This is a genomic window from Pseudobutyrivibrio ruminis CF1b, assembly GCF_000424005.1.
Lineage (GTDB): Bacteria > Bacillota > Clostridia > Lachnospirales > Lachnospiraceae > Pseudobutyrivibrio > Pseudobutyrivibrio ruminis_C.
This window is the reverse complement of record NZ_AUJB01000008.1, coordinates 531,589-558,077: the sequence shown is the minus strand read 5'-3', so window position 1 is coordinate 558,077 and position 26,489 is coordinate 531,589. Positions and strand designations below refer to the sequence as shown.

Sequence of the window (26,489 nt, the reverse complement as noted above, 5' to 3'; positions counted from 1 at the left end):
TTAATCTCCTATAAGCTGAACAAATTCATCAACATTATTCGTAGAATTGTAGTTACATATAATTGTCCAGTCCGTTTTATCTTTTATAAAATTATAATCTTCATAGTTTTCTTCATAGAAAAACATTACTTTACTATTGGGCCATATCAAATCCACGTTAACACTGTCCTTATCAACAACTATAGCTCCCATATAGATAGGACATTCTATTTTAGCTCCAGCATATTTTTTTCTTAAAGAATCCCAAAAGATTTCATCCCTACTGCCAGTAATATCATCTTGTATATAATCTAACAATTCTGAGATATTTCCACCGATTGAAGCACCTTCATCCTCAATAGTAACCTTAGAGTTATTCTTATCTTCTGAATGCTTATTATCGATAGCAATAGATTCTTTACTATCACCTTCATAACTCTTTAACTCATTCATATCTCTAATTAAAGAACTATAAAATCCACCAAATGGATTTTCAAATGTTCCTACTACAAGACCTCTATCCAACATAATATTAAAAAGCTCGCAACTAGTCTCAGGAAGCAATGAACATGCATGACAAGCCGCAAGATTTAAGGCCTCCCGCCCTTGTCCTTCAGAAGTAATGCATATCGGATCACTCGAACACATTTGAGCTTTTTCTACAGCTTGAAAGAATATTCTTGGTAACGAATCTGGTTTACCTTGACGTACAAGTCCACCCAAAGTTCCTTCTGAATCTCCACTTGCAGTATATAATAATATTGCAGCCATTTTCTCATCCCCAGAATTGTTGTAATAAATTCTTTCCTTTAGTGAAGCAACATTATATCCACACTCATAACTCAACTGCTTAATCAATAAATGTGCCAGTGTATGTATAAGAACTTTTTGAGGAATAGGATCTAACCCCATTCGCTGAGCCATATCCGAAGATTTATAATTATTAAGCATTAACTTATTTCTATGTTGAACAAATTGCGAAGATGCCCATTTATCTAGCTCATCCATATTAAACTCAATAAATATACCTTCGCCTCTTACTTGATATCCCGGATACCAATTTGTGTCCTTGCGCTTGATAGAAACAAATCCCTCTTCATTTTCATCATTATTTACGGGAGTGCAACGCGAAAAACCAATTAATGCGCATACCTCTCTTAGTTTTTTTATTAAAACTATTTTTTTAATGCCAGGAATATTATATTCAGCGGAATCCATTTCTTCTCGTAAGAAATCATCAGAACCTTCAATTTCCCCATCTAAGCCAGATAAAGCTCTAAACTCTTCGTAACGATATTCTATACTGTCGATCTTTCTAGTTTCTTCTTGTCCATCCACGTTCCCAACTAATAATTTTGATACTATTCTCTTTATATCATCAGGTTTTTGACCGATTTCTGTAGCAATTGTCTCATTCCATTTTTCTATTTTTTTATCAAAGAAATCTTTTTTTTCATCTTCATCAAATTCTTCCAAAAATCCTTTATATTTTTTAAAACTATTTGATTCAGAAATAGAATTCATAATTCGATCTGAAAAAAGTGGTATTACAATGGAACTTACAGTATTCGAATAATAAACAGAGGTATCTCCTCTTTGCTTTGTTACAGGTAATTCAGTACAATTACTATTTTTTGAAGGCTTCCATGGATGTCTACCTTGACAAGCAAAACCCGACCAGCCTTTCTCAACTAACTCTTTAAAGACGTCCGGATAAAACGCGTCTTTAAGTGTTGCACTAGCTCCACATTTTGTACATTTAACTATAATTCCCTGTAACCCCTCTGCGAGAGAAGCTCCAGTTCTCAACTCTAAAGGTGGATTATCGCAACATTTTTCTCTAGGCGGAATACTTTTAGCATGCGCCCAATCAGCCCATGGAAAATCTCCAATATGACCATTTTTGCATATAGTAATAATATTAGACGCAACAAGACTTGGCTTTGTTTTGCTACATTTATAACAACAAAGCTTAGTCGTCATATCAGGGTCTTTTGTAACATTCGAGGTAGCCCCATATTTTCTATATTCTTCTACCCATTCATTAATCGGTTTTAATCTTCTACAAATCGGACAAAAATACCACTCAGGAAATCTAACATATCCAATTCCACCATGAATTTTGTCCTCCTTAGGCATACCGAAATAGTCTACGCCTAACGCATTTTCTAATCGAGGGTCTCTTATATGTTCTATACTCCCCGCCCAATGCTCTGGAGCTGCTGTCATCAGTGTTTGATCTGGGAAGTCCACCATTGCCCCGACTCCATACTGCAAAATAGATTGAGTAACTCTTGTTGAATATTTTATTGTATTAGTCAAAGGTTTTCTTTTCATCCTCAGCCTCCATAATAAGAAGTGTAGCATTTACACCTTGATCTACATTTCTCATTGACGTCATAGTGTCAAATGTTAATTCTTCATCTTTATCCTTGCCAAATGGTTTTAATATCCTCGAGCCATCAGCTGGCTTTTCACCCATAATATTTCCATAAACTACATTATTATGAGAGCGACTTACTATTGTAGCTAACCTATCATAAATAGTGTTTATTTCAGATGTGATTCTTTCGGTATCACCAACAGATGGATGTTCTCTTCTATTATTAATTTCATCAATTCTACTAATAATATAATTAGAAATTGAATCTAAAATATCCCTCATTTCTTCAGGATTAAATGTTGATATCTCTTCATCCATTTCATAATTAAAACCATGTCTTAAAATTGACAAGACTACAGCATGTAATGCCCTCTGACATGCAGGTTCAGAAAATGGTGTTAACCCCGTAGGCTCTACATATTTATAAAATGACTCATGATAAGCCTTAAACTGTTCATAATGAGAACGATCCCTACTACGAGCACTATCATACTGCACAAATACTACACCTGGATACTTTCTTCCAACTCTACTTGAAGCTTGTATATACTCACTGGTCAATTTAGGTTGTCCAAGAATAGTCATTACATTTAATCTATCTACATCAATTCCTACAGAAATCATATTTGTAGCTAGTAGAATATTAGATGGATAGGTTTTCTTATCTGGGTCAGATGAATATCGTATTTTTTCCAACTTGTCTAATGTTCTGTTCAATTCAGTAGTAGAAACTCTACTTGTCAACTCATCTGGCTTTAAAATATTTCTTATACCGTATTTATAATTTGATCTGTGTGCTAAACGCCTAATATTATCCCTAACATCATTTTGGATAATAGAAGAACATTTTCCCAATTCCTTCAAACTATTAAAGTAATTTGTAACAGTCCAATAACAATCCTTGATATCATCAGAGGCTCTGTATTCCTGTTCTTTCTGCAAAAGAGTTGCAATTATTTTACTTTCAGTCATAGCTTTAGTCTTTCCTGAAGGCAAAATACCTATATACACTCTGCCAAAGGAATCTTTTGCCTCACGAGCGAAGAACGAGTCTCCTTGGTCTATACCTTGTGGAGGAAACTGAAAAACTTTTCTATTATATAGTTCAGAGCATTGCTCTTTAGCTCTACATATTGTAGCTGTAGATGCTATTATTTTAGGTCTAAATCCTTTTGATGAGCATAAATAATCAACAGCAGATTCGTACAGTCCCACCATACTTCCAAGAGGACCTGATATTAAATGTAATTCATCTTGAATAATTAATTCTGGTGTTCTATGTTCTGAATCAACACCAAAAAAAGCGCCGGTTTCTTTATACCACGGTAGCATTGCAAACTTATCAACTGTTGCAAATAGTAATGTAGGTGGGTTTTTGTACAACTCTTCATCTACTACCTGTAATGGTAATCTCTCTTCAAATGCACAACCTTCTTGTGGACATGCAAAATAAAAGCTTTTTCCATTAGGCACATGATAACCAAATTCCCCTTTTGTTTTATTATTTACAACTTCCTTGACCAGCTTTGTTCCACACCATGGGCATTTCAATACTTGAAATTTATTATATCGTTCTTTATAATTTGTTAAATTTTGGGCATTGGCCTCGGACAATTTGTTATAACAAAACTGCGCTGTACTATCATTACTATTTCCCTTTACTTTATTAGGAGTATGCTGTCCTCCTATCCACAACCCAATCGATATTTCTTCATCACCTAAATCATATTTAGGATATTTTCCTTTTCGAGATTCACCATCTTTTCGAATCACTTCACAAGCGCATATCAATGTTGCAGCTCTTGTAAACTGCTGTGATGCCAATAGTCTCAAAGTATAGCGCATTATTACTGTGGTTCCACCAGCTTCTTCACTATCATAAGCTAGTCTTCTATAAAAAATAGAAAACGCGGTCAGTCCTAAATATGCTTCTGTTTTACCACCACCTGTTGGAAACCATATTAAATCTACTAAGTCTCTCTCTTTATTTTTACCTGCATCTGTCATACTAGGTATACTCATCAACAAAAATGCAAGCTGAAACGGTCTCCAAAAGGAATTATCTTCAATATTGTAGTAATCTATATTTTGAAGCGTATCATAAACCTCGTCATTTTCTGGAAATACATCTACAAATTTCTTTTCAAAGTCTCTCTGAATGCTAATGTGAGCTCTCTGCATAAACATAGCTCGATTAGCCAATTGGAAAGCAATCCATGCGTTAGGATTTGACTTAAGAACGTTAATACCCTTTTGTATTCTTTCCATACAAAAAATACAATTATTAATATTGCTCTGAGCTGTCTCCAATAGGTCATTACTTATGCTCGAAAACTGATTTTTAACCTCATCTATCCATTTTGAATAAGAATCACACAATAACTGTAAATCGAATATCTTTTCATTCTTTTCTGTCTCATTCAAATCTGAAAGATACTTCATGCTAAAAACCTTGTCTTCAAGACCATATTTAGCATCAACTCTATAATCCATTTGTGGAACACTAACTTCAGGGAAGAAATCAGTCATCAGTACTCCAATACCGTTATTATCAATGTTCCAATTAACAGCAGCACCTAGACCAGTACCATAATTCTTTTTATTTCTATATAGCAATGCATTTATTTTTGATTCATCATCGCTATATCTAATTCTATTCACCTCATCAATATCACAGAAAACTAATTGATTATTATCATCAGACGAAATTGACAGTTGTGGTTGAAAAATTGTATTAATTCCTCTTGCCTTTCCATGTCTAGAATTAATCATCATTATGGTATATGAATAATAATCACCTAATAGATGGTATCTTAATGCACAAATTTTAGCTATTTTCCCTTCTATTATTTCTCGTGGTTCAAAATAATTGCTATTAGAAAAATCTACTTCCACTTTCCCAGAAAGAGGTTCTCTGACATATCCAGAATTTAGCATCTTTAGTAATGTATATGCATAGAATTGAAATGAACCATTGTCTACATTGTCTCTCTCATAAATATCCCTAATATTTTTTGCGGGGAAATTACATTTTAATCGCAGAATACGAGACTCTTCATCAAACCCAAAATACTGTAAAAATTGGCTTGGAATACTAAAATTCTCAACATCTGCGGGGATTTTCAAACAACAATTATCTACTTCGCTTTTCTTATAAAGTGCAAATTGTGCGTTAACAACTATTTTTTCTAACTTTTTGTTAGCTATAAATGTTAACCCCATTGAAGATGGTAATAGCTTAGTTGACATATTGACATTCTCATCCATTGAATCATCTTGCATGTCATTAACATAATTTTTATCTTCGCGTTTGCTCTCTTCCAGTTGATTTTCCTTTTCTACATCCTCGTTAATTCCTTCATCAAATAATGTTTCTTTTCCTGTATCCTTTTCACCTTGTAAATCATCATCTTGCAATTTAAATTTATTTCCCTGAGGATACAATACACCTACGTAATATCTTTTTTCTGGAGTCGTCGATATTGTTTCTCTATCTATATCCACTGTCATTGGTTCTGAACCAGGGCCTAACAATTCCATTCTCATCTGATTAATAAGTTCACTTCTTGCATTTATCTGCTCGTTGTATAAAGCCATACTTATACTCTCCTCGTTAACTTTCTATAGGTCTATTCGCACGATTTACTGATATTTCAAATGGCTCAATCACCTCTAATTGATCAAGATCTTTTATTACAGTAATTGCACGTATTTTTTCTATTACTTTTTTTAACTTCTCATCAATTTCCTTATTTCTCAAATCTGCGACTATAACCTCTTGTATCATTCCTAATATTTTTCGTCTAGTAGAGCGTACAACCCCTGTTGAAACAGAATATTTTTCAAAATTCTGCTCTAGTTCAGAACAATTAATTTCTCTGCCTATAAACTTAAATATTTCTTTATCACTTTCTCTAGGACCAACAATGTGAGTTTCAGGCTCTAACCACCCTCTAAGTCTTTGAGGAGTAATATTCTCTCCTTTTTTAGTAAAATATTCGCTTAATTCGTTATAAGAGAAATCTCTTTCTTCTTTAAATTTGGAAATTTCATTTTTCCAATATAAGACATCAACTAGCGCGTCATAGGCAACTTGATCATCTTTTACATATTCGTCAAGTATTTCATCAACTATATCTTTCGTCTTATTATCATTAACTGTAAAAATGAGTTTTGCACCTATCTTTAGTTCATCAACGCTTACTTCGTCAACTGTTCCCTCATTAAGATTAAAAACATATGCAACATATCCCTTTGTAAATAAGATGCTTTCTCCAGTATCAAAATGACCATATCTATACGCCGTAAGCGAATGATTATCCCTACTATACATACTTGAAGATTGATATTCACGCTTTTCACTTTCAATAAAAATCTTCATAAAGGAATCATTAATTGTCTTCTCAATCTGTGAATCTTCAATAACTTCGTTGTCCTCAAGCTCATTATGTTCAACAATTTCTATACCCATTCTATTATCTAAAAGCATGAGAAATTGGTTATATTTTCTTTGTTCACTGTTAAATAATCTTATTTGTGAATCAAATAGCAACACCTGGCATCTTTCGCTACATTTAATCTCAAAAGGATTATACTTATCAAAATTGAGTAAACCTGAATATAGAACTTCATCATAATAATTAAAATCAATATTTTGAACTGTATTTTCAGTAATAACCTGAAAATCAATAGCATAGTTCCTCAATTCATCTACCAGCGAATTATTTATAATATCTGTATACTTAGAAGGAACAACAATTGCCACTTTTTTCTTTTCCGTAGCCAGAATACTATTTGCTTTTATGTAGTCCAATTTAGGATTAACTTCATGCAAGCCCCGATACACAGATTCAATGTAAAGAATTATTTCATTAACATATTCACGTACAGCAGATGGCATTAACTCCACCTGAGTTTTATACAATTCAATCTCATCATATATCTCACGTCCAGAATTAACTTCAAAAACACCTATAGGTATTAAAATTGTATTAAACAATTTAAGTACAGAGTAAGCCCAATATACAAACTGTAGTGAATATTCGTTATCAAGCGAATCATTTAATACCGATTCTAGTTTCCAACGTATTTTTCTATACTCCCCCCACTTAAATGGACTATCGAACAATTTTCCAGTTATTTCTTTTTTTTGCTCAATACGATTAATAGCTGCCAATCTATCTGCAAATAAATTATTATTTTTTGCTTTATTTCTTGTGATGCGTAGCTTATTAGGAGTTAACGCTAATAATCTTATATCTTCATTTTCTTCAATAATATTTGCCAACCAGTCATTCTTTTTCTTTTTTATAATAAGCCAACCAAATAGCGTTCTTTTTCTTTTTAATAAAGCTTCAAATTCAATAGCATTTTTTCGTAAAACCTCATCATCACACACTATGAAACCAATTGTCCTTCTATCCTTAACCAGCTCCGAAGCACGCTCTATATTATTTGTAACCTTTAAAAGAGGTTCATTTTTACCAGTATTACCTTTTTTATATATTTCTTTTGTTGCAGTAAAGAAACTTATTGTTGCCAATTCTAGCAACTTATATCTATAATCACCAAATTCTATGGTTATTTCATCCAAAAGATAATCAAGAATCTTTTGTTCCATATAGATAACTGTAGAAACACCTGGTACGGATGTAATTTCATTTTCTTTAAACCCAACCACTTCCTTCAGGAATTCAGTTCTTTTGGTAATCTTTCTTAATCCTCTGCCATCCAATGTTTCTGAACTACCATTGTATGGTATTATTAATCCCCTATTTTTTTCATTAACATATTGAATCTTCTTATCTTTTCCTATAAGTTTGTAAAATCCTTTATTATCAACTTCACAAAATCCCTCGTATTTATATTTATTATTGTTATATATCACTGTCATCCCTGGCTCAAAATCATCAATCTGTTCATCTACGGTATATTCATCTAATACCAATGATGTAAGAATTCCTACCACCAACGCTACAGCATCGTATAAATATAAATCAGATGAACCAGCATGCAAATAAAAAGCTTCATCATGATTATTCTCTCGAATCCCCTTAACCAAAAAATCCATTTCTAATTCAAGAACACGCTCATTTGATATCAACTCATCTTCTAAATATATATTTGTACGTTTTATTAGTTGCTTTAATATTTGATATCTAGAAAGATTGTTACCATTTATATATGATGAATTATCATTATTTTTCTCATTTATGTAACCTCTACTTTTATAGGTAGATAAAAAACTCAAAACCTCATCAACAAATTTACCATCTATTCTTGGCAAAGAATATAATCCAATTTCTGTCAAAAAAAGTAGTTTCTTTAAATCATATATATGATTCGCTTTTAAAATTTTAACGGTATCCTTTGATAGACCTAATTTTTCAACTACTCTACCGCCTTCTTGATTAACGTCAATTCTAAATCGATCATAAAATTTTTGCCTTTTTTCAGCTTCCATCATTAACCCCTCATATCTATTTTCATTAATTATTACCCAAATTAATCTTTTCAAATTTAACTTATGTAGAAATAGGCACAAACCTACACTTTTCTAACTTTATTATTATATCATGAGAAGTATCCTTTGGTTTAGCTAATATTATGTAAATTTCTTTAAATAAGAATTAATTTTAACACTTATGAATATCTTTTTATAAAAACAACTACTACCTTTCTCGCTCAAACCATTTACTCATCGTTGTAAAATTTTCTTCACATTTGTTTAGTAAAATTATATAAAAATGAAAGGTATCCATTATGTCTGAAGTAAAATCATCATATATTGAAAATAATATAAAAGAAATTCTCTTTAACTATCCAAAGGAACTTTGTCTTTATTCAGATTATCTTAATAAAGAATGCAATACATCACTAGAAGATTTGTATAAAATCCTGCTTAACCTTCGTATTTATTACAATAAACTTAGTATTATTTTAAAAAAGGGAGTATTTGCAATAACGCCAAATGATATTGAAAGTATTAACAGCCCCGAACAAATAACATACTTGTGTGAAAGTTCTTATCCAAACGGACATAATGAAATTGCAAAATATCAATCATTTCTGGCAAATAATAAATTAATTACCGCACAAAATATTTATTGTAAAGAACCTGTTGTTCAGAAAATTTCCTCACCGACTATTTCTAAATATAAAAAACCTAGATGCTTTAAGGCTATTAAATCACTAGAAAAAATTTCGTACAATTATCATGCTGAAATTCCTTTTTCTAAGAGAACAATCGATGGAAGAATTTCAATTGTAAAAAAAATATTGTCAAAATACTCAGATTACACCTATATATTTTTTGACCATGAAAAAGGAGACTATATCAAAGACAATACAGGGAAAATAGTAGAAAAGAAATCATTTATTGATGCTAAACAATTCGTAAAAGAGCTTTATGAAAAGAATTGGAAAAAATGGAAAAATACAACTTTAACACAAGATAACCATAATAAATAATCTTGCATCATAACTAAAGCCTCCAACAAGTGAAGCTACACTCTATTTTTTATTTGCAATATAAAGCATTTTTTATTCTTATTGCTCATATTCAGCAGAAAATCCCCGACTTGGCTTATTATCAAATAGCACTGCGGGGATTTTTTGTCAGTATTAAAGCCCCCAAAGGCTTTTCCTAAATTATGTATAAATACATAATTAAACTACTAATCTTCGTTTGGACATATTGAACTTTGTAAAATATTATCCTCAATGATATATTTTCCATTTCCATCAGAAATAAAATTTCTTCTAGACGCAGTAACAACAATTTTATCTTCAATTATTTCTTCAATTATGCGAAAGCAAAAAGGCATCATCCCTTTCATTTGCAGATTATATATTTCAGATTCAAACACAACTTTCTCATTATCATTGATTGAATCAGCAGACAAACTCTTTAATTGGTCTCGTAATGTCATCTATGTTCCTCCAAATTATTACTTAATTATTCATAAGTCTAAAACCAGTCAACATAATATTTTTAAAATCTTCTCCCCCAATGAGTCTATATGAACCATTTGAAATAGGGAACATTACATATTGTTCACTATCTTCAAGTTTAACATGACAATTTAATTCCAGGCTATCTTGAGTCCAATTAGACTTAATAAAATCATTAATAATATCTCTTGTTTCCTTGATATCATAAAAAGGTCCAAAATCAAAACGTTGCTCTTCTTCATTCCAAAATGAGCAGTCCATATCTGATTCACAAAACCACCATCTACATTCTTTAGAAAAAACAGATTCAGTACTATTTTTTATTTCAAATTTAAAATCAATGTATAATCCATTATATGGGCTTTTAACTAATGTATTTTCATATGCAAGAAACTTATACAGATATAAATAATCTAAAATCGAATCTTCTTCTATATCGCAAATACCAATATCATCCAAGGAAACAAATTTTCCGTTATAAGCAATCATAAACGAAGCTTCCTCAATCATTTCCGCTTCCGCCTCTTCTAATTTTTTTGCAAAAGAAATTGCTTCTGCGGGATTATAGAAGTCAAAAAAGACATTTCTACCATCACTATACAGAACCACATATTTCAATGAATACCCATTGCACAAACAGCCCTTCTCTAAGTTACTATAATAATCTAAACTACTATTATCGAATATATTAGCCCACTTATCATTCCATTCTCTATCTAAATTTATATCCTTATTTTCAGGGACACACAAGCAATCATAAATATCCTGCAATTTAGAATTATCTATTGCTCCATTAAATCTGCTAAACCACTCTTTGCGGCGAAGACATAATTCTTCATCTCTTTCTTTTAGATTAGATACCCATTCTAGCAATTCTTCCAAAAGATTTTGGTGTAACTCTACTTGTTCTTCTTTGCTTTTCCCTATATTCTGAATATCAAACCAGAAAAAAACCTTATCAGAGTTATTAGAAACGTCAAAAATAAAATAATTATCCATATTATATGTTTCAAATAATTCTTTGGGTTCTATCAATTTATTTATTATAATTTTGAACTCTTTTAATTTAGGAGCTTCCGGGACATAATCTTTGTGAAAAGCTATGTATGCTGCATTAAAGCAATTACAATTATCACTCCAATGCCCCTCACAACATCCCCAAGTCTTATATCCTTTTTTATTTAATAAATAAATAACATCACGAATCCCTTCATCAATGTTATCCCAAGACGTACCAATAACCACATCATTATAATTATTCATGTTTTAGCCTCCATATATACATATTAAGAATAGTATAACATGTATATTAATATATTTTCCCATCTATTAAAAAAATCAAAAAAATTCCTGCCTACTAAATATATAGGCAGGAATTAAATATCCCTTATATGTTAAATACCACATGCTTTCAGTGGCTACAAATTTTTTAAGGATATCTAGATGATTTTTAAATCTAAGTGATTTATTCTAATAAATAATATTGGATGTACCTATTTCTTGTAATTGTTCATCTACATACTTAAGTACTAATCCATAATCTGGATTAAATTTATATGCACAAATTAGTCCAACCACATGAGATATTTTATCGTTGGGCGATTGAATATAGAATGTTCTAGGAATTACGTATTTAAAAATATTATCAATTTCACCATCTATTTTTTCACCATCTATCGCTTTGCAATATTCTTTAACTTTAGGTAAAGAATCATCAATTATATGTTTTTTTCTTACAAGCTCTTTAATAGCATCCTTTTGGCAGTCTAAAATTGTACCATCACTATATGTGTCAAATTCGACTTCAACTTCAAAATCTCTATTCCAAATTTTAATATCTATAGAATTATGTTTATTAGGCATCGAAAATATCCTCCACATCTCTTAATATTTTTTTGCACTCTCCTACACCACCTAAATGTCCAAAATAATCATTAATTTTAGTTGGAACCAAATCGCATGTTTTCATATCGTTTCTCTCATGCCATGAATAATGATTTTCTCTCCGCCAAGCTTTGACATCATCTGCCGTCCAATCAGTTTTTCCATCTCTAGCTTGTTGATTCCATAAATCAGCACATTTGGCATCACACTGTTCAAAATTCGCACCTTTATTATCTGTACGAACATCAGTCATTTTATCAATCTCTACGGTCCCTTCAGAACATTGTGAGAAATCAGGTTGTCCATCTTTATATGTTATTCCATCCAACCCGTATTTGTCTAATATTTCCTTAACTGATTCGTCATTTGGAATATATTTTGATTCACCTCTTTCACCTTCCCAAGTACCTCTTTCTTGCTTAGCATCTGAAGGAGATTGTTTTATTCTTTCTTCATAAGTACTGGGTGTTTCATTAGGATGATCTTCCATCCATTTTTTTATGGTATTGCTTTTTTCATCGATAGTTAAACTCGAACTATTTATTTCAGCTTCATAATTTAATATGCTTTTTTCAAACTCGTCACATAGTTTACAAATGTTATTATATAAACCTTGTATTTCTTCATCATAAAAGACGTCCTCTATAACAGTTTTTTCATCTAATAGATTAACCATATTCGAATCAAGCGTATTTGGAAGCTTCTCTATTTCACTAGACTCATGCATAAACTCTGGAAGTTTGTTTATTTCCGAAGAAACATCTGAAGATAATTCGATTGCTTCTTTTGCAACTTCACCTGCAATTTCAATCATATAAACCCCTCTCTTTGATGATATTATAATATCTTATGGCTCTGTAAATCCCCATATTTATTGACAAATTCACCTTCCTTTATTACCGATAGTATAGATTTCACATATAACAGAATCATATTATTTACGACATTATCATCTTCGATTCCAAATCTATTTTTTATAAATTTTTTTGCTATATTTATACCTTCATCTCTTGTTGTAACATTTTGCATTTCTAGTGCTAACTTTTTTCCCTCTAATATATTGTATGATATAATCATTTTCTGTTTTTCTGTGAGGGTGTCCCCTAGAATTGTATTGCTTATAAATCTCTTAGTTTCACTAGGACAATTTATCTTTTCTATCCAGGCTAACGCACTATCTACATCTTCCTTTCGAATCTTTCTAGTTGAGTTTTCCAAATATACTGATGAAAGCACATCTCCACTCCAATCTTTTATATCTGCTGGCTCAAAACTTATATCATCATTTTTTTTAGACGGATCATATGGGAACTTACATAATACGGATTCAACCCAATTATTTTGATAAATAGCAGCTACACCTGTAGGCAACTTTGCCAATTCTTGTATCTGGTTCTCATTGAGGGCCATAGCAGAACCAACTAATTTTCGGTCAGCCTCATCAGGTAATCTCAAAACAATTTTAGTATTAGTATTTCTTATCACAGATTCATCTAACAAGGCGGGTGATTGATCAACTATAATAAATCCTTCGCCATAAGTTCTCATCTCTGCTATAGAATTAGTAATCATTTCAACAGATTTGCCCTGAACGTTAGAGCTTTCCTGTGACTGCGATGTACTGGTTTTTTTCAGCAGATTATGTGCTTCTTCAATAACCGTAATATGTTGCAATGGCAGATCCATAAACTGCTTATTTGCAATTTGATTTTTTGTTGCCACTGACAACTTATACTCTTGCAACTTCATTAATAAGATTCCCATAGCCAAAGACTTTGTTTCCATTGAACCTATTCTGCTCAAATCTACAATAACATTTTGTTCAAACAAATCGAAATTGGTAATTTCATCCCTGCCTGCACAAAACATTAGGCCATTTATACCATTTGTTAGCGACTTCACTCTTGTGATTAAGGCTCCCGCATAGTCGCTTTTTGTATCACCTGAAAATAGCGATTTGTCCATAACAAATTGTAAGCTTTCCAGCACATCATAGAATGTAGGAAATCTAGCTGGTTGATTTATGCAAGTACTAGATTTCAAATTCCATCCATAAAGCTTGTATGATTCCTCTACTGCATCTTTCAAAATAGCTGGCATTGCTGCATACATTGGCCAACAAACGTTCATGATTTCCACTAGTCTATCAATATGCTCTAAAATATGTATTTCCTGCGGGAAAGAAAATGGATTAATCCTAAACAAATCTGTATAATTAGGGTTAGATCCAAATACTTTAACATTATGTTGTTTACCAAATGTGTACTTATACTCTCCTTTAACTGGTTCTATAACTAAGAAATGAATTCCTTTATCATAATTAAACAAATTGTCTAGAAGTCCATAAATCGATTTAGATTTTCCTGTGCCTGTAGAACCTGTAACAAAAACATGCGAAGAAAGGCTATTTACATCAATCTGTATATTTGTATTTGTTACATTTCTCATGTGATAAACTTTTCCCACATTAATCAGAGCATTTTCATTATTCTCATAGGTAGATACCTCTCTACCAAAAGAAACACTTTCTAAGACTGGTAAGCCACTAATCGATTTTCTTGGGAAATTAAGTGCGTGCGCTAACTCAGTTCCCGACATTCTAACAGATGCATTTACACAGGCCGGTAATATGCTTAGTTCATCATCTGTTATACTTTCATAATTTAATGTGAAAACTGGATGTTGAAGTATACTTAATGATTTAAGAACTCGTTGAGTTTCTTCTTCATCGTCTGATTGATTTTTCCATACATTAATAGCCGATTCAGACAAATATGAATCCTCTCCTTCAATTAGCGACATATAAATATGTGCCAAATTATTGGTTGTAACTATATCATCTGATATAAAATAAGCAGCAAAATTCCACATACCACATGCAGAGCATTTTTCTAGTCTTTCCATCTGTTTATCCATTAGTTCCAATGTATGTTTCACAGCATAGTTTGTGTTATTTTGGACCATACTCTCACTTGCACCTAATGTTTGGCTTTCTGCAATGCTTTCTGAGTCATTCTTACTAATCAATATGGCACTTACATTAGAACTATACGAAGTTGTTGTATTCTTATTTTTGCTGTCACTTAAGCTAAAACTTTGCTGCCAAGATTCATATTTTGATAAATTTGTATAATTCGATGAAAGATCTGATTTTACTTCAGCCAAATTTTTTTCTGGTTCGGCCAAAAGCATTACCGTATATTCCTTCCCCTCCGCAGGAATAACACCATCTAAAAGTTTTTCCATACTCTGACTAATAAAATCTTCAGATTTTTCAGATGGTATACATGACACTGAAGCAACATTACTATTCTTTATTTTTTCGAAATTTAAAAAATCAGGAGTCCCCTTTCCCTCTTCATGAAAAAATTCAATACCTGGAAAATTTCCAGAAAATGCATTATTTACTAATTTAGCGTATTTTTTAGTTACACCCAGCGCGTCCGTAGCTTCATTGTTTACAACAGCTATATATGTTTCCGTCTTTTCAGCCGTACGATGAAATAATAAACATACATTAGCAGTTTCTCCATTTAGCGTTTGATAAACATTAGCTAATTTCTCTATATTTTTTTCTTCTTTGTCATTAACCCACTTGGTTATTTTATAGAATCTAATTCGATTATCTGCCTTAAACTTATCATATATATCAGCCACAGGGGTGTATAACCCCATGCCTGCCTCATCATGTTTTGTCAAAAATTTCAAGTATGATTGATAAACGTTAATTCCAATTTCATTAATCAAATATGAAATCTTATTTTGATTTTTTTGTTCTTCTACCAATCTAGATAAAACGTTTTCTTTCTTATTATGAATAATACTTACCTGATTACCAATATTTTCTCTTCCCAAGCTATTAACAAAACTATTAATTTTATGTGAGGTAATAAAATCTTTGTCCAAAACACTCATAAGGCTCCTCCTATTTAATCAGCTATATCTATTTCTATATGTTTTATTGTTTTGATTAGCTTCTTTAAATACTCACCATCACCCTTAAATACAATTCCACCTTTATAGTACGAAACAACTTCTTCATCATCAAAGTACTCTTTCAAAACATCTAATGCTTCATCAAAACCTTTGCCAATAAGCTTTTTTTGACACAATGTATCCTCCTTAGCTAAGGAGAACCATTTTAGTTCCTCTGTGCTCTGACGTAAATCTTTTATTACTCCATCTTCTTCTACTACCAATAGTGAATATGCATTCTGTGGGAAATCCCCCTCCCTTTTCCTAACATATTCTTCGAAGATATTTACTACTTCCTTCTCACTATCACTATAAACATCGTCCGCCATTGCTATTTTTAAAATCCATTCTTTAATGATTTCAAATTGGTTAAAATCAGTAATGTTATCAAGATATATCTTTACATCTTCAAATGACCATTCTTCCTTCTTTTGAATTTCTACTACCTTCTGTTTTATCTTTTGAGGCACACCATCTAATGTTTCATCAATTTTAGCGTCTATAATATCTTTTTCTTTTTTGTGGAATTCATTGTCTGAATATGCTACATAGTATGAAACAGATAAAACCGTATATAGAAAATTCAGCTCATCTTCTGAAAAGCTCTTTTTGTTTTTCTTCTCAGTCTTAGCACCTAACGAATCTGAATCTTTATCAACCTCTTCAACACTTTGTTCATCCTCTGTTGATTCAGAATTATTAACAATTCTTGTTTCCTTATCATCGTCATCTGAGAGTACAGCTGCAGTTGCTCCAACAATACCTGCTCCAGCAGCCGCAACACCAGCTCCAGCTAACGACCCCATCAATGATGCTCCAGCTAATACAGAACCACCACCTGTAAAAGGTGCCGCTGCCACAGCCAGTACTCCTACGCCTGCTCCAATTAATACCTTTCCCAATGATGCCATAATCTACCCTCCTAAAAATAAATGCTTACTTAAGAACAACATCTTTATCTTGTGATTTAATCCATCTATCTATTCCATCACCAAAAACTTCAGCAGTTATTTCATAAATATTTCTTCCAAGACTTTCATCATATTTCTCGCTCTTTATCTCTGCTGTAGGTAACCGATCCAACACTGCTTCTACAGAATACCCTCTATATTCAAACTTCACTTTCCTTAGCTTACCAGGAAACATAAACTGAACACGTTTCCTAAATTCTCCCTCTTGGAACCTTTCAGAATATGGATTCTTAAAAGTCTCATCTAACACTTTGAAATCCTGCATTCTATCAATTCTATAGATTGTAGGATTTGCATCATTTATGACATCAAAATTCTTCTTAACTTCCTCATCATCAATGAATGCTGCTAAATAAAAATAGTAATCAGAAAACATTATTGCTACAGGCTTTATCTTTCTAGTATGCCCATGTTTTCCTTGAACACCTTTATATTGAATTTCAATATAGTGATGTTGGTTTATTGCTTCACCAATCTTCCACATTCTATCTATAAAAACGGTTTTATGATGTGGTTCGATATAGTGAAATTCTTCGTTTCGTATTAAATTCCTAACTATCTCCTGATTCCCTTTAGGAACACAACTATCCACTAATTTTTCAAGCATTTGTTCCATCTCTTTTTTAGTAAGAGCTCTACTAGCAAGTAAAATCTTGCAAATAGCTAAAATCTCAGGATTTGTAAACTTCTGCTTATAGATTTCTTCAAGTCGATAGCCACCAATTTTTCTATCAAAGACAATAGTGTTAATGCAGCCATCTTCTGGTCCAGAAATATCCAGATAATCTCTGATATCACTAATATCCCTAGAAATGCTTCGTTCATCAACACCATAGTTTGCGGCAGCTTCAGCTTTAAAAACAGTTCCACCATTTATTAATTTTGAATATAATCCAAGAATGCGTTCAGTTTTATCAGCCATGTTCACCCTCTACTTTTCTTCCGTTTCGTAAAAAATTATATTAAACACTCTCTTTCTATATTCATCTAATGATTTGTTGATTGTTTCCATATCCTTTTTCTCAATTAGATGTTCTCTTTGAACTGTAAATTCATAGACAATATTGTACAGTGCTTCAAATACTTCTTTAGCAGAACTACAAAGGTCATAATAATCAATGTCATCTTCTCCAATGTCGACATCATCCAAATATATAAATATTCCATCACGAGCAATAATATTTGCATCTGGCCAAATTTCAAAAATATCTCCATCTGATATATCTGCTTTCAACTCTTCTTGAATAGATACTTCATGTACAGATATAGACCATTCTAGCTCTAGGTAATAGTATTCATCATTTAATACATAAATCTTTGGTCTGAAAATAATATGGATATTATCTGATGATGGATTGTGATTAATAGTATCAATTACTTTTTTTACTAATAAATCCTCTTTCCTCATATTGGTAACTCCTACATTCCAAAGTGAACCAAGCGACCATATTTAATCTACAAATGAGATGTATTTAATTACTGCTGTTTCTTTGCAAAATCAACAGCCAAAGACCAACCAATTGCTTTTGTACGTCCTACAGCTACTGCAACCGAAGCCATCCATCCGGCTATTAGAATAGGTTTTATACCCGTTTTCCCGACAAAAGTTGATTCAACAGAGCTAATTAGTGCTTTAGCAGCAGTTTCTGATAGTTTTTGGTCAAAAATTTTCCCCAAAGCTATCGCCATTTTAATCTGCTCATCCGAAATAGAATCCGTTACTGGTGTTGGAATCGTACCTATAGCTCCAGCAGCAACCGATGCAGTATGTATAGCCGCATCACAAGCAGTAAATTGCTCGCTTGTCATTAATTTTTCTGCTTCAACTTTTTTATCAGAAATTATAGATTTATAGTTCTCACTCATTTGATACTTCTCCTTTGTCACACAACACTTTTTTGATAAACGTATGATGCTAACTTAACAAAAAAGCACCTCGTCTGTTCCTTGGCGATCTATCTAAGTAATCACGAATATCACTGATATCTCTTGCGATACTTCTCTCATCAACGTCATAATTTGTTGCAGCCTCAGCTTTATAGACTGTTCCGCCATTAATTAGCTTCGAATATAATCCAAGTATTCTCTCTATTTTGTTAGCCATGTCTTTATCCTCTTGGTTATCTTATTTTAGGAATATTGCCTGGTGTACATAATGATCGTATTATGTCCACTCCAGCCAGCCATAATGAAGCCTCAATTATTCCTCTAACAGAATGAATATCTACATTTATTTCTTCTATCTCATCTTTTCCCCATGAAATAGTAATAATTTCATCTGCATATTCTTCTCCATTAAGAGCTTTATCGCAAAGATCATAATAATTTCTAAAAAAAGCTTCTTGTACTCTTCGTCTTCCTACAAGACTTAGTGCGGATTCTAAGCATTTATATACTGATTCCACAAGTTCGGTATAATCAGAATTGGATAACTGAAAAAAAGCATCATAGCCATTCTCAAAATAATCAGTATCATCGAATTTTGCTATACTTTTTGCTATTACAGATTTCAATTCTTTTAAAATATTATTCACACGTTCATTATCTTCTGGTCCCAAACTTGCTTTAACTACATGTGTAACTGTAATTTCAAAATCTTTTCCCATTTTCTTACCTCCACAAACAAAAAAGCACCACAGTATTCCCACGGCGCTAATCAAAAACCACATGCGCCAATAGGCATCTGTAGTCATAACAATATTCCCTCCATTTACCACTTATACAATCCCAATTTTACCATCTAAAAGACAGTTTTTGTCCTTATTCACAGTATTTTTAGAAATTTTTTTGCTTAATTTGTTATACATTTTTACCCCAACTCATAGTCCCATATGGTTTTTATATTATCCTTCTCATACTACCAGCTCCTATTAGCTCCAATCATCGTCATTTTCGTCTGAGAAATCATCCTTACTAGGCCTAATTCTAAGCGTAGGTATCTTATGCTCAATACGGTAATACTTCGTTATGTAGTCATTAACATTGTATCCATTTAAAATATTTACTGCTTCTATTTCCTGTAAACCGTACTTTTGTTGGAGCTCAATTCGTAATTGACGCCTGGCTCCAACATCGTTAATTGACGTACTTAGTGATAATGCTTTTTTATGGTATATCTCAACCACCTTTGCATCCAGCCATTGGTAACCTGCTTCAACATGCTTTTTGTGTAGCTCATTTACACGTTTTTGAGCCTTTTCTTCTTCACTTTCTTTAGCCATATAGAACTCCTAATTAGATATCACTTTTTTGTTTCTATATGTACGTTAGCATTTTGGTATGACACATTCTGTCAATTATTAATAATGGCTATTTTTTTCAGACCATATATTTGATTAGCCCATGCTTCATAATCCACAATCTTGAATTCTCCACAATCATCTAATTCAAATATCTCTTCACAATTAGCACACTCAAACCAATTAGTCTCATTAAGTGGGTGTAACTTCCCGCAATTGCACATTCCACAAATCCTATTTTTCATGCTTTTTTGCCTTTATATCAGCTTCCTCTATTATTTTGTCAGCTATTCCATTTTTTATTGCATCGTCTGCATTAAAATACGTATCACGTTTCTTTTCACGAATCGCCTTGAGTTTCTGTTTAGTTAAACTTGTTCTCTCAATCACGAAATCCTCAAGTTCTTCATTCATATAATCATTTCGCTGCTGATCTTCGACTAAGTCTTGATATTTACCCCAAAAACCAGCATACATTTGGTGGTACATAAGAGTTGCGTGTTTTGATACATACCTTTTCTTTCCTGATATAAAAATCTGAAAAGCAGCGCTCATTGCATACCCCGTGCAATATGTATGTACTGGGGTTTTAGATGTCAAAATTGAATCTATCACAACCCACATATCGTAAATGCTTCCACCATACGAATTTATGTAGAGTTTAATTGGCTTACGCTTGTATTTTTTTCTATAGTCAGCTCTATCATCATCTTCGCAATTAATCATATAGATAAAATAGGCTGCATCTGCACATGTCTTTTCATCTATGCGTCCATATATCCAAAGACTTCTTTTCTCCTTGGATGTATATAGAGTGCAATTATCTTTTTCACGTTTATCATTCTTGCACTCATTGTCAAACATTTTTTCATCAGTCATATAGTTACTCCTTTTCTTGAAATACAAATACCAACTGCTAGAAAAAACCGGGCAGTTGGTATTGCGTCTATTATTTAATTATTACTAAAATCAGAGGCTTCGTTCTTTTCACCTCTAATCTTGTCTACAATAGCCAGGGCGACAAGCTCTGTGGCAACACAAAACACTACTCTACTTATGAACTTACACATACCTAGTTCTCCTTATACAACATGACCCAAATGACAAACTACTTTTGCAGCTTTCCAAGGTTGACGCACTGCTAAAAATACTCCAGTGCCTGCTACTGCAGCTATACCAGCAACGGCTGCCACCTTTTTCCATTCATTAGTCTTTTTTGATACATTGACAATATCTTCTTCATCTGTCTTTTCTGCGTTCACGTCTTCCACCATTTCAAGTTCTTCTTCGAGTTTAGCCTCCTCCAACTCTTTTATTTTTTTATCAATCTTTTCTTGTGCAGCTTTAAGCTTTTCAATTCTTGCATTCTTATCTTCCATAATAATTTACCTCCTATGGAATTCTTTTTCCTTGTTCTTGGATAAAAGATATCAAATTACGATGTCACCTTTTGTCATTGTCTTCATTTTTTTATTTCTTCTAATTTTTTATGCAAATTAGCAATTACTTTTGATACATCTTCTCGATTTATATCTTCTCCATCTAATAAACATTCCCACCAATAAACAAGCTTTGGATTAGCATTTTTAAGAATGCACCATTCATTAGAATAAGGTTCTGTGTCAATAGATTGTGTTATAGTAATGGCATCCCTTAGCATATTTTTAAAAGCCAAATCTTCTGCTTTCTTTCGCTCTCGTTCCTCTTTTTGTCGCTTCCATTTCTCTTGTAATTTCTTTCGTTCCTCCTTACTTGTATACTTATATTCTCCACCAAGCTTAATAAAAGCATCTCTAAAAGTAATGCCTTCATATTCTTGAATAAAAGCAAAAATATCCCCTTTTTGATTGCAGGCAAAACAATAAAATGTATCCTCATATATTTTCATACTAGGAGTTCTTTCACTTCCCTTTCCATGAAAAGGACAACGACAAAATCCTGCTCTAGTGATAGATAATCCATAACTTTCAACAATATCTCTCATCGAATATGTATGTTTTATTTCATCTATAGTCATAAATACTTATTACTCCTTGTTTTAAACAATTTGCAACATATTAACAAAAGGCAATGACAGTATTTGCCATTGCCTTTTGTCATCATCGAGTATCCTCCTCACAGAACCATATCTTCCCTATGCCTATTCTTATACGCTGTAGCATCAAAAATCTCAATCCTATAAGGCGTATCCATTAGCTCCGCAACTCTTTTGAGAACTTCATCGTAATCCTCAACTTCAAGCTTTTCCTTTCCTACTCGTTTCTTGCCATCATAAAGTTCAATATAGTATTTTTCCATAATCGACCTCCTACAGGCTCACATCATCAGGCCTCTTTTCGAAATGACTCTTCACTGAGAATTTATCTTTCAGCTGTTCTAGCACTGATGGCTTTTTATCGGCTACCATATTTTCGATATCGTAGGCAGCTTTGTATGCAGCATCTTCCTGAAGCTTATCAAAATCAATTTTCTTAACTCCACTAGAAGTATCCATCATTTCACTTGCAACGATTTCAGCTGTGACAATAGCAATAGAATCATTCGGTCTATCTATCACACCGCCATCTTTCACTCGAAGGTTTTCGTCATAGATTGTGTAATCATAGCCTTCATCAGTAGTCTGAACCGACAGATATTCATTTCCAATTTTGAAAGCCACCTCATCATTTGAAGTTTCAAATTCCTTGGCATTTTCTTCTTTTAAAAGTTCTGTAGTCACTCCATTTATGATTTCATTTGCTGTACGTCTGATGATCTGCATGGAAGATTTCAGTTCTTCCATTTCCTTACCCGAGCTCCAGCCTGCGATGTATCCAAAGGAATAATCAGAAGTATCTACTCCAAAATGCTGGCAAACTGTAAAAGCTACAGATTCCGCTTCCACCTCTTTTGTTCTTCTATCTTTGTTTGCTCCTTCATTTTCAGCAACTTTACTATGAAGCATGGAATGAGCTAATTCATGAGTCAGCGTTTTGAGAGTCTGTACCTGAGTCATATTCTTTTGAACCACAATCTTATTGTCCCTATTGGAATAGAATCCCTTGGCTTCTCCCTGGATGTCTCTATACTCAATTGGTACTTTTGAGATTTTCTCTAAAGCCTTTGTAAGCTGATGAAACTTTTCTACCTGCCCTGACAACTGATTCACTCCAAGGCTTGGCAATTCTTTTCCTTCGGTATCAGACACATCAAATACTGTGGATACTTTAAACTTTGTCACTTCAACAGTTTTCTTTGCACCTTCCTTTTCTGCTTTATCATCATCTACTTCAACTTTGATTTTCACAGGGGAGATAATCTTGATCCCCTTAGCACCTTTCTTTACATGACGATCAAAATTCTTCTGCCATGCTCCATAGCCAGCAACCAGACTTGCATCTGGACGCTGCATTGCTATTAGCAAAGTGTTATTGAAGCTGTAGTTATGAAACTTTGACATGGTAGTAAGATAGGTTTTGTATTTTTCGGAATTAAAAAGATCACGAAGGCCTTCCTCAAGCTTCTCCGTGATCTCCTTTACTTCCATTCAAACTCCTTTGATTCACCTGATTCATAAGAAGCTAACACCTGTTTGTAAAGCTCCTCTCTGAATTCCTTTGTAATCGGAAATGCGATATCCTTAAAAATAGGGTTTCCTTCTTCATCCACATTCTTAGATTTAAAGCAAGGCATTGATACAAACAACTCACCCTTCTTACTTTCTACAACTGTGATATTCTTCACAACGAAACTATCTCCAAATGTGACAGAGCAAAGACCTCTGACGTTGTTAGTTGATGCCTCAAGCTTATTTGTTTTTACGTTAATTTTCATGTTTTAAATCCTCCTTAAGTTTTTCATTCTAGTGTTGGCCCAGGGCCAATATTTTCGCGTGGCAAGCAGGGCATTTGTCCGACAAATGCTTTTTGCGGCTTTTACAACTCATTCTGCGAATGAGAGTTTCGGGTACGACTGCGTCGACCCTCTTTTTCATTTTTCTCTTCTTCCTGCTGGTACAACATTTCCAAATTCTTTCTAGCAATCAGATACTGATTCATGTTTTTCTTAATTTCAGCGTACTCTAGGAACTCCTTTTTTCGCTCAGCACAGATTTCTCCATATTCTTTTCTGAGTTTTTTCATATCCAGCTTGGTTCCCTTTGGAAGAGATTTATATACATCCTCAGCTGCTTTATAAATCAGAAGATCAGCTTCGTGTTCTTCCCAGAACTTCTTGCTATATCCGCTCTTCTTATAAGCGACAAACACCTCTCTAGTTTTTGCATAATCAACAATTGTCTTCTGCAATTTTTTGATTTTCTGCAAACGCAATTCTTTCTTTTTCATTGAATCTTGCAATTCCTGCATTCTTCCGCAGCGTTCATCTGTTATTTCTTTCAATTGCTCATAAGATTCAATCTCATGTTCCTGCAGAAAAAGTAATGTTTTAGCAACCTGTTTTGCATTAAACTTCTTTGCCCAGTTGATATAACCTTTGCCTTTTCCTTCAAGAACTTTGTTTTCAACATCCTTGATAAATTCCAGCCTTTTGCTGTTATTTTCTCGATAATACTTTCCTCGGTTTTTCCTTTCACTACGAGGTGCTGGATTTATAATAGAAAGCCCATTTTCAGAACAGAGAATATCTGAAATTCTCCCGACTGTCATTCCACTATGACGGAAGTCTCGGAATTTTCTCTTCCCATCCAAAGCTATAGAATTGAATATTATATGATTATGAATATGCGCCTTATCCGTATGAGTGCAAACCGTAAATGCGTGCTTACCTTTGGTAAATCTCATGGCCAGCTCGTAACCAATCTCATTTGCTTTTTCTGGAGTTATCTCCCCTGGCTTAAATGACTGTCTTATCTGATAAGCAATAACTTCGTCTTTACGAACTGAGCGAACTCTGTCGTGGTATAGTTTGTGTGCAAGCATGAACTCCTCGTTTGCAGTTTCAATATCACAACCATAGGTTGTGACGTATTTCTTTTGTTCTGTCTTCAGCTCGTTTTCCGTGTAGTCCATTCTTTCCTGTAAGCACTTAGCCAAATCTTTGCCCTTTGTTACATGCAAAGGCATTAGTCTTGTAGCCGCCATAGATTTTCCTTTCTATCAAAAAAGCGACCTTCTCCAAATCGGAAAAGATCGCTCCATTGATTTTTTATTTTTAGATTCGCCTTAGAGAATCCCTAAGTGAATCAAACAACAACTGTACATTTGCTGCAAAGAATATTGCAAGTAGAACAAGTCCAATGATTACTCCGCTTATTGCTGCAAGAGCAACATCGTGACCTATGAGATTAATGATGCCTATCACAAGAAAAACATTGATAATTATAGCACCTACTCTGGCTCCAATTTCTATAGAAAGCTTTGCCAAAACTGAACCCATTGTAAGCAAAACAACTAGTGGAAACAATGCTATTTTTAATAATGCTCTCATTACAAACATAAATCTTAACCTCCCATGTGTTATCTTTTTTACTAGTCTATTTAATAAAAAAAGAAATAACAAGGATACGACTTATTCTATTGCTGCAAATTTCTGCATAATGTTTCTTGTGCCTTCCCAAATATTATCAAGTCGTTTCTGCAAGTCTTTTATGTCACTTGCATATACAACGCCAAGACCATTTGCTTTCTTAGCATACTGATTCAAATTGTTAGAGCACATTCGAAGCAGATAGACCATTTCATTCAAATCCTTGGTATCAATCTTTACACAATAGCCATCAAGAATCATTTTTCTCATGTAAGCACTCATGCTAGTTATTTCCAGCTCGTCCATCTTAAACTTCATTCTTTGCAGCTCATCATCTGTAAGTCTCACAGTGATGCGATTTCTGCGTCTTTGCAATTCTTTCAGCCTCCCAGGCACTCTGCCTTTTCTCTTCAAACTCCTTTGCCTTTTTATAAGTCACTTCTGTTGGACTATCCTCTGGAAGATTATTTATGATGCCATCAAAGTTATTGTCATTCCCTTCAACAGCATCTTCTGCAGACTTCAAATAATTCTTTTTTGAAAAGATTGTATGCTGCTGCAAAATGTTTTCCTCTACATCAGTAAGTTCCTCTTCCTTTGAAAGTCTTTCATTTGCAATGTCTAATCCATCCATAGGCT

The 26,489-nt window shown here is 33.1% G+C and carries 26 protein-coding genes; 1 reads left to right on the top strand and 25 read right to left on the bottom strand.

The genetic code is table 11. The features are described from left to right. From drmB to G592_RS0104735, 3 genes are read right to left on the bottom strand one after another with little or no spacing between them, the layout of a single operon-like run. A complete protein-coding gene (gene drmB, locus G592_RS15715; protein ID WP_051194768.1) occupies positions 1 to 2,316 on the bottom strand; it encodes a DUF1998 domain-containing protein in 2,316 nt (771 codons plus the stop codon). Continuing rightward, on the bottom strand, positions 2,294 to 5,959 hold the full coding sequence (locus G592_RS15710; protein ID WP_051194767.1) for a helicase-related protein: 3,666 nt from the start codon (positions 5,957 to 5,959) through the stop codon (positions 2,294 to 2,296). The genes drmB and G592_RS15710 overlap by 23 nt, the downstream gene beginning before the upstream one ends. A gap of 16 nt (positions 5,960 to 5,975) precedes the next feature. Then, on the bottom strand, positions 5,976 to 8,828 hold the full coding sequence (locus tag G592_RS0104735) for a DrmE family protein (protein WP_028246795.1): 2,853 nt from the start codon (positions 8,826 to 8,828) through the stop codon (positions 5,976 to 5,978). 296 nt (positions 8,829 to 9,124) lie between these two features. On the opposite strand from G592_RS0104735, the gene G592_RS0104730 reads away from it, so the two are divergent. Then, positions 9,125 to 9,832 (top strand): hypothetical protein, encoded by a 708-nt coding sequence (locus G592_RS0104730; protein ID WP_028246794.1) that lies wholly within the window; start codon positions 9,125 to 9,127, stop codon positions 9,830 to 9,832. A gap of 206 nt (positions 9,833 to 10,038) precedes the next feature. Here G592_RS0104730 and G592_RS0104725 read toward each other — a convergent pair whose 3' ends face one another. The 22 genes from G592_RS0104725 to G592_RS0104610 form a co-directional block, all read right to left on the bottom strand. Then, on the bottom strand, positions 10,039 to 10,293 hold the full coding sequence (locus tag G592_RS0104725; RefSeq protein WP_028246793.1) for a hypothetical protein: 255 nt from the start codon (positions 10,291 to 10,293) through the stop codon (positions 10,039 to 10,041). A gap of 22 nt (positions 10,294 to 10,315) precedes the next feature. Next, positions 10,316 to 11,578 carry a hypothetical protein gene (locus G592_RS0104720; protein ID WP_028246792.1) on the bottom strand — a complete coding sequence of 421 codons (1,263 nt, stop codon included), beginning with the start codon at positions 11,576 to 11,578 and terminating at the stop codon, positions 10,316 to 10,318. Positions 11,579 to 11,785: 207 nt separating this feature from the next. Continuing rightward, complete coding sequence (locus G592_RS0104715) at positions 11,786 to 12,178, bottom strand: DUF6985 domain-containing protein (RefSeq protein WP_028246791.1); 393 nt, start codon at positions 12,176 to 12,178, stop codon at positions 11,786 to 11,788. Further along, complete coding sequence (locus G592_RS16940; protein WP_051194766.1) at positions 12,171 to 13,013, bottom strand: HNH endonuclease; 843 nt, start codon at positions 13,011 to 13,013, stop codon at positions 12,171 to 12,173. Before G592_RS16940 ends, G592_RS0104715 begins: the two co-directional genes overlap by 8 nt. 23 nt (positions 13,014 to 13,036) lie before the next feature. Beyond that, positions 13,037 to 16,114, bottom strand: coding sequence for an ATP-binding protein (locus G592_RS15700; protein ID WP_051194765.1), 3,078 nt, complete (start codon positions 16,112 to 16,114; stop codon positions 13,037 to 13,039). Positions 16,115 to 16,128: 14 nt separating this feature from the next. Then, entirely contained in the window at positions 16,129 to 17,085 is a 957-nt protein-coding gene (locus G592_RS16935) for a TerB family tellurite resistance protein (protein ID WP_028246790.1), read from the bottom strand. A gap of 25 nt (positions 17,086 to 17,110) precedes the next feature. After that, positions 17,111 to 18,067, bottom strand: a complete 957-nt coding sequence (locus G592_RS0104695) for a helix-turn-helix transcriptional regulator (protein ID WP_036951749.1) — start codon at positions 18,065 to 18,067, stop codon at positions 17,111 to 17,113. Positions 18,068 to 18,076: 9 nt separating this feature from the next. Continuing rightward, a complete protein-coding gene (locus G592_RS0104690) occupies positions 18,077 to 18,553 on the bottom strand; it encodes a hypothetical protein (RefSeq protein ID WP_028246788.1) in 477 nt (158 codons plus the stop codon). Between the two features lie 68 nt (positions 18,554 to 18,621). Next, positions 18,622 to 19,011, bottom strand: coding sequence for a hypothetical protein (locus G592_RS0104685; protein ID WP_028246787.1), 390 nt, complete (start codon positions 19,009 to 19,011; stop codon positions 18,622 to 18,624). A gap of 49 nt (positions 19,012 to 19,060) precedes the next feature. Next, positions 19,061 to 19,249: a hypothetical protein gene (locus G592_RS0104680; protein WP_028246786.1), complete on the bottom strand. Its 189-nt coding sequence runs from the start codon at positions 19,247 to 19,249 to the stop codon at positions 19,061 to 19,063. 16 nt (positions 19,250 to 19,265) lie between these two features. Further along, a complete protein-coding gene (locus tag G592_RS0104675; protein ID WP_028246785.1) occupies positions 19,266 to 19,751 on the bottom strand; it encodes a hypothetical protein in 486 nt (161 codons plus the stop codon). Positions 19,752 to 20,015: 264 nt separating this feature from the next. Next, positions 20,016 to 20,366: a hypothetical protein gene (locus G592_RS0104670; RefSeq protein ID WP_028246784.1), complete on the bottom strand. Its 351-nt coding sequence runs from the start codon at positions 20,364 to 20,366 to the stop codon at positions 20,016 to 20,018. 252 nt (positions 20,367 to 20,618) lie between these two features. Continuing rightward, positions 20,619 to 21,263 (bottom strand): ClpP family protease, encoded by a 645-nt coding sequence (locus tag G592_RS16930; RefSeq protein WP_028246782.1) that lies wholly within the window; start codon positions 21,261 to 21,263, stop codon positions 20,619 to 20,621. Positions 21,264 to 21,466: 203 nt separating this feature from the next. After that, positions 21,467 to 21,763, bottom strand: coding sequence for a hypothetical protein (locus G592_RS0104650; RefSeq protein WP_028246781.1), 297 nt, complete (start codon positions 21,761 to 21,763; stop codon positions 21,467 to 21,469). Between the two features lie 83 nt (positions 21,764 to 21,846). Next, positions 21,847 to 22,401: a CHC2 zinc finger domain-containing protein gene (locus G592_RS15680; RefSeq protein WP_051194764.1), complete on the bottom strand. Its 555-nt coding sequence runs from the start codon at positions 22,399 to 22,401 to the stop codon at positions 21,847 to 21,849. Between the two features lie 98 nt (positions 22,402 to 22,499). Further along, entirely contained in the window at positions 22,500 to 22,682 is a 183-nt protein-coding gene (locus tag G592_RS0104640) for a hypothetical protein (RefSeq protein ID WP_028246780.1), read from the bottom strand. A 10-nt stretch (positions 22,683 to 22,692) separates the two neighbouring features. Further along, the gene (locus tag G592_RS15675) at positions 22,693 to 23,910 is read right to left on the bottom strand and encodes an LPD16 domain-containing protein (RefSeq protein ID WP_051194763.1); all 1,218 of its coding nucleotides are present in this window, start codon (positions 23,908 to 23,910) and stop codon (positions 22,693 to 22,695) included. After that, a complete protein-coding gene (locus G592_RS15670; RefSeq protein ID WP_051194762.1) occupies positions 23,901 to 24,197 on the bottom strand; it encodes a SpoVG family protein in 297 nt (98 codons plus the stop codon). Before G592_RS15670 ends, G592_RS15675 begins: the two co-directional genes overlap by 10 nt. Before the next feature lie 101 nt (positions 24,198 to 24,298). After that, positions 24,299 to 25,465 carry a relaxase/mobilization nuclease domain-containing protein gene (locus tag G592_RS15665; protein WP_036951746.1) on the bottom strand — a complete coding sequence of 389 codons (1,167 nt, stop codon included), beginning with the start codon at positions 25,463 to 25,465 and terminating at the stop codon, positions 24,299 to 24,301. A gap of 70 nt (positions 25,466 to 25,535) precedes the next feature. Beyond that, positions 25,536 to 25,820, bottom strand: a complete 285-nt coding sequence (locus G592_RS0104620) for a hypothetical protein (protein WP_028246779.1) — start codon at positions 25,818 to 25,820, stop codon at positions 25,536 to 25,538. Between the two features lie 72 nt (positions 25,821 to 25,892). Further along, complete coding sequence (locus tag G592_RS0104615; RefSeq protein WP_036951743.1) at positions 25,893 to 26,225, bottom strand: plasmid mobilization protein; 333 nt, start codon at positions 26,223 to 26,225, stop codon at positions 25,893 to 25,895. Continuing rightward, positions 26,182 to 26,484 carry a DUF4316 domain-containing protein gene (locus G592_RS0104610; protein ID WP_028246777.1) on the bottom strand — a complete coding sequence of 101 codons (303 nt, stop codon included), beginning with the start codon at positions 26,482 to 26,484 and terminating at the stop codon, positions 26,182 to 26,184. The genes G592_RS0104615 and G592_RS0104610 overlap by 44 nt, the downstream gene beginning before the upstream one ends. Positions 26,485 to 26,489: the final 5 nt, after the last annotated feature.

Bases quoted from the DNA above. Each gene is read 5' to 3' on its own strand.
- drmB (WP_051194768.1), bottom strand. From the start codon at position 2,316: ATGAAAAGAAAACCTTTGACTAATACAATAAAATATTCAACAAGAGTT.
- G592_RS15710 (WP_051194767.1), bottom strand. From the start codon at position 5,959: ATGGCTTTATACAACGAGCAGATAAATGCAAGAAGTGAACTTATTAAT.
- G592_RS0104735 (WP_028246795.1), bottom strand. From the start codon at position 8,828: ATGATGGAAGCTGAAAAAAGGCAAAAATTTTATGATCGATTTAGAATT.
- G592_RS0104730 (WP_028246794.1), top strand. From the start codon at position 9,125: ATGTCTGAAGTAAAATCATCATATATTGAAAATAATATAAAAGAAATT.
- G592_RS0104725 (WP_028246793.1), bottom strand. From the start codon at position 10,293: ATGACATTACGAGACCAATTAAAGAGTTTGTCTGCTGATTCAATCAAT.
- G592_RS0104720 (WP_028246792.1), bottom strand. From the start codon at position 11,578: ATGAATAATTATAATGATGTGGTTATTGGTACGTCTTGGGATAACATT.
- G592_RS0104715 (WP_028246791.1), bottom strand. From the start codon at position 12,178: ATGCCTAATAAACATAATTCTATAGATATTAAAATTTGGAATAGAGAT.
- G592_RS16940 (WP_051194766.1), bottom strand. From the start codon at position 13,013: ATGATTGAAATTGCAGGTGAAGTTGCAAAAGAAGCAATCGAATTATCT.
- G592_RS15700 (WP_051194765.1), bottom strand. From the start codon at position 16,114: ATGAGTGTTTTGGACAAAGATTTTATTACCTCACATAAAATTAATAGT.
- G592_RS16935 (WP_028246790.1), bottom strand. From the start codon at position 17,085: ATGGCATCATTGGGAAAGGTATTAATTGGAGCAGGCGTAGGAGTACTG.
- G592_RS0104695 (WP_036951749.1), bottom strand. From the start codon at position 18,067: ATGGCTGATAAAACTGAACGCATTCTTGGATTATATTCAAAATTAATA.
- G592_RS0104690 (WP_028246788.1), bottom strand. From the start codon at position 18,553: ATGAGGAAAGAGGATTTATTAGTAAAAAAAGTAATTGATACTATTAAT.
- G592_RS0104685 (WP_028246787.1), bottom strand. From the start codon at position 19,011: ATGAGTGAGAACTATAAATCTATAATTTCTGATAAAAAAGTTGAAGCA.
- G592_RS0104680 (WP_028246786.1), bottom strand. From the start codon at position 19,249: ATGGCTAACAAAATAGAGAGAATACTTGGATTATATTCGAAGCTAATT.
- G592_RS0104675 (WP_028246785.1), bottom strand. From the start codon at position 19,751: ATGGGAAAAGATTTTGAAATTACAGTTACACATGTAGTTAAAGCAAGT.
- G592_RS0104670 (WP_028246784.1), bottom strand. From the start codon at position 20,366: ATGGCTAAAGAAAGTGAAGAAGAAAAGGCTCAAAAACGTGTAAATGAG.
- G592_RS16930 (WP_028246782.1), bottom strand. From the start codon at position 21,263: ATGACTGATGAAAAAATGTTTGACAATGAGTGCAAGAATGATAAACGT.
- G592_RS0104650 (WP_028246781.1), bottom strand. From the start codon at position 21,763: ATGGAAGATAAGAATGCAAGAATTGAAAAGCTTAAAGCTGCACAAGAA.
- G592_RS15680 (WP_051194764.1), bottom strand. From the start codon at position 22,401: ATGACTATAGATGAAATAAAACATACATATTCGATGAGAGATATTGTT.
- G592_RS0104640 (WP_028246780.1), bottom strand. From the start codon at position 22,682: ATGGAAAAATACTATATTGAACTTTATGATGGCAAGAAACGAGTAGGA.
- G592_RS15675 (WP_051194763.1), bottom strand. From the start codon at position 23,910: ATGGAAGTAAAGGAGATCACGGAGAAGCTTGAGGAAGGCCTTCGTGAT.
- G592_RS15670 (WP_051194762.1), bottom strand. From the start codon at position 24,197: ATGAAAATTAACGTAAAAACAAATAAGCTTGAGGCATCAACTAACAAC.
- G592_RS15665 (WP_036951746.1), bottom strand. From the start codon at position 25,465: ATGGCGGCTACAAGACTAATGCCTTTGCATGTAACAAAGGGCAAAGAT.
- G592_RS0104620 (WP_028246779.1), bottom strand. From the start codon at position 25,820: ATGTTTGTAATGAGAGCATTATTAAAAATAGCATTGTTTCCACTAGTT.
- G592_RS0104610 (WP_028246777.1), bottom strand. From the start codon at position 26,484: ATGGATGGATTAGACATTGCAAATGAAAGACTTTCAAAGGAAGAGGAA.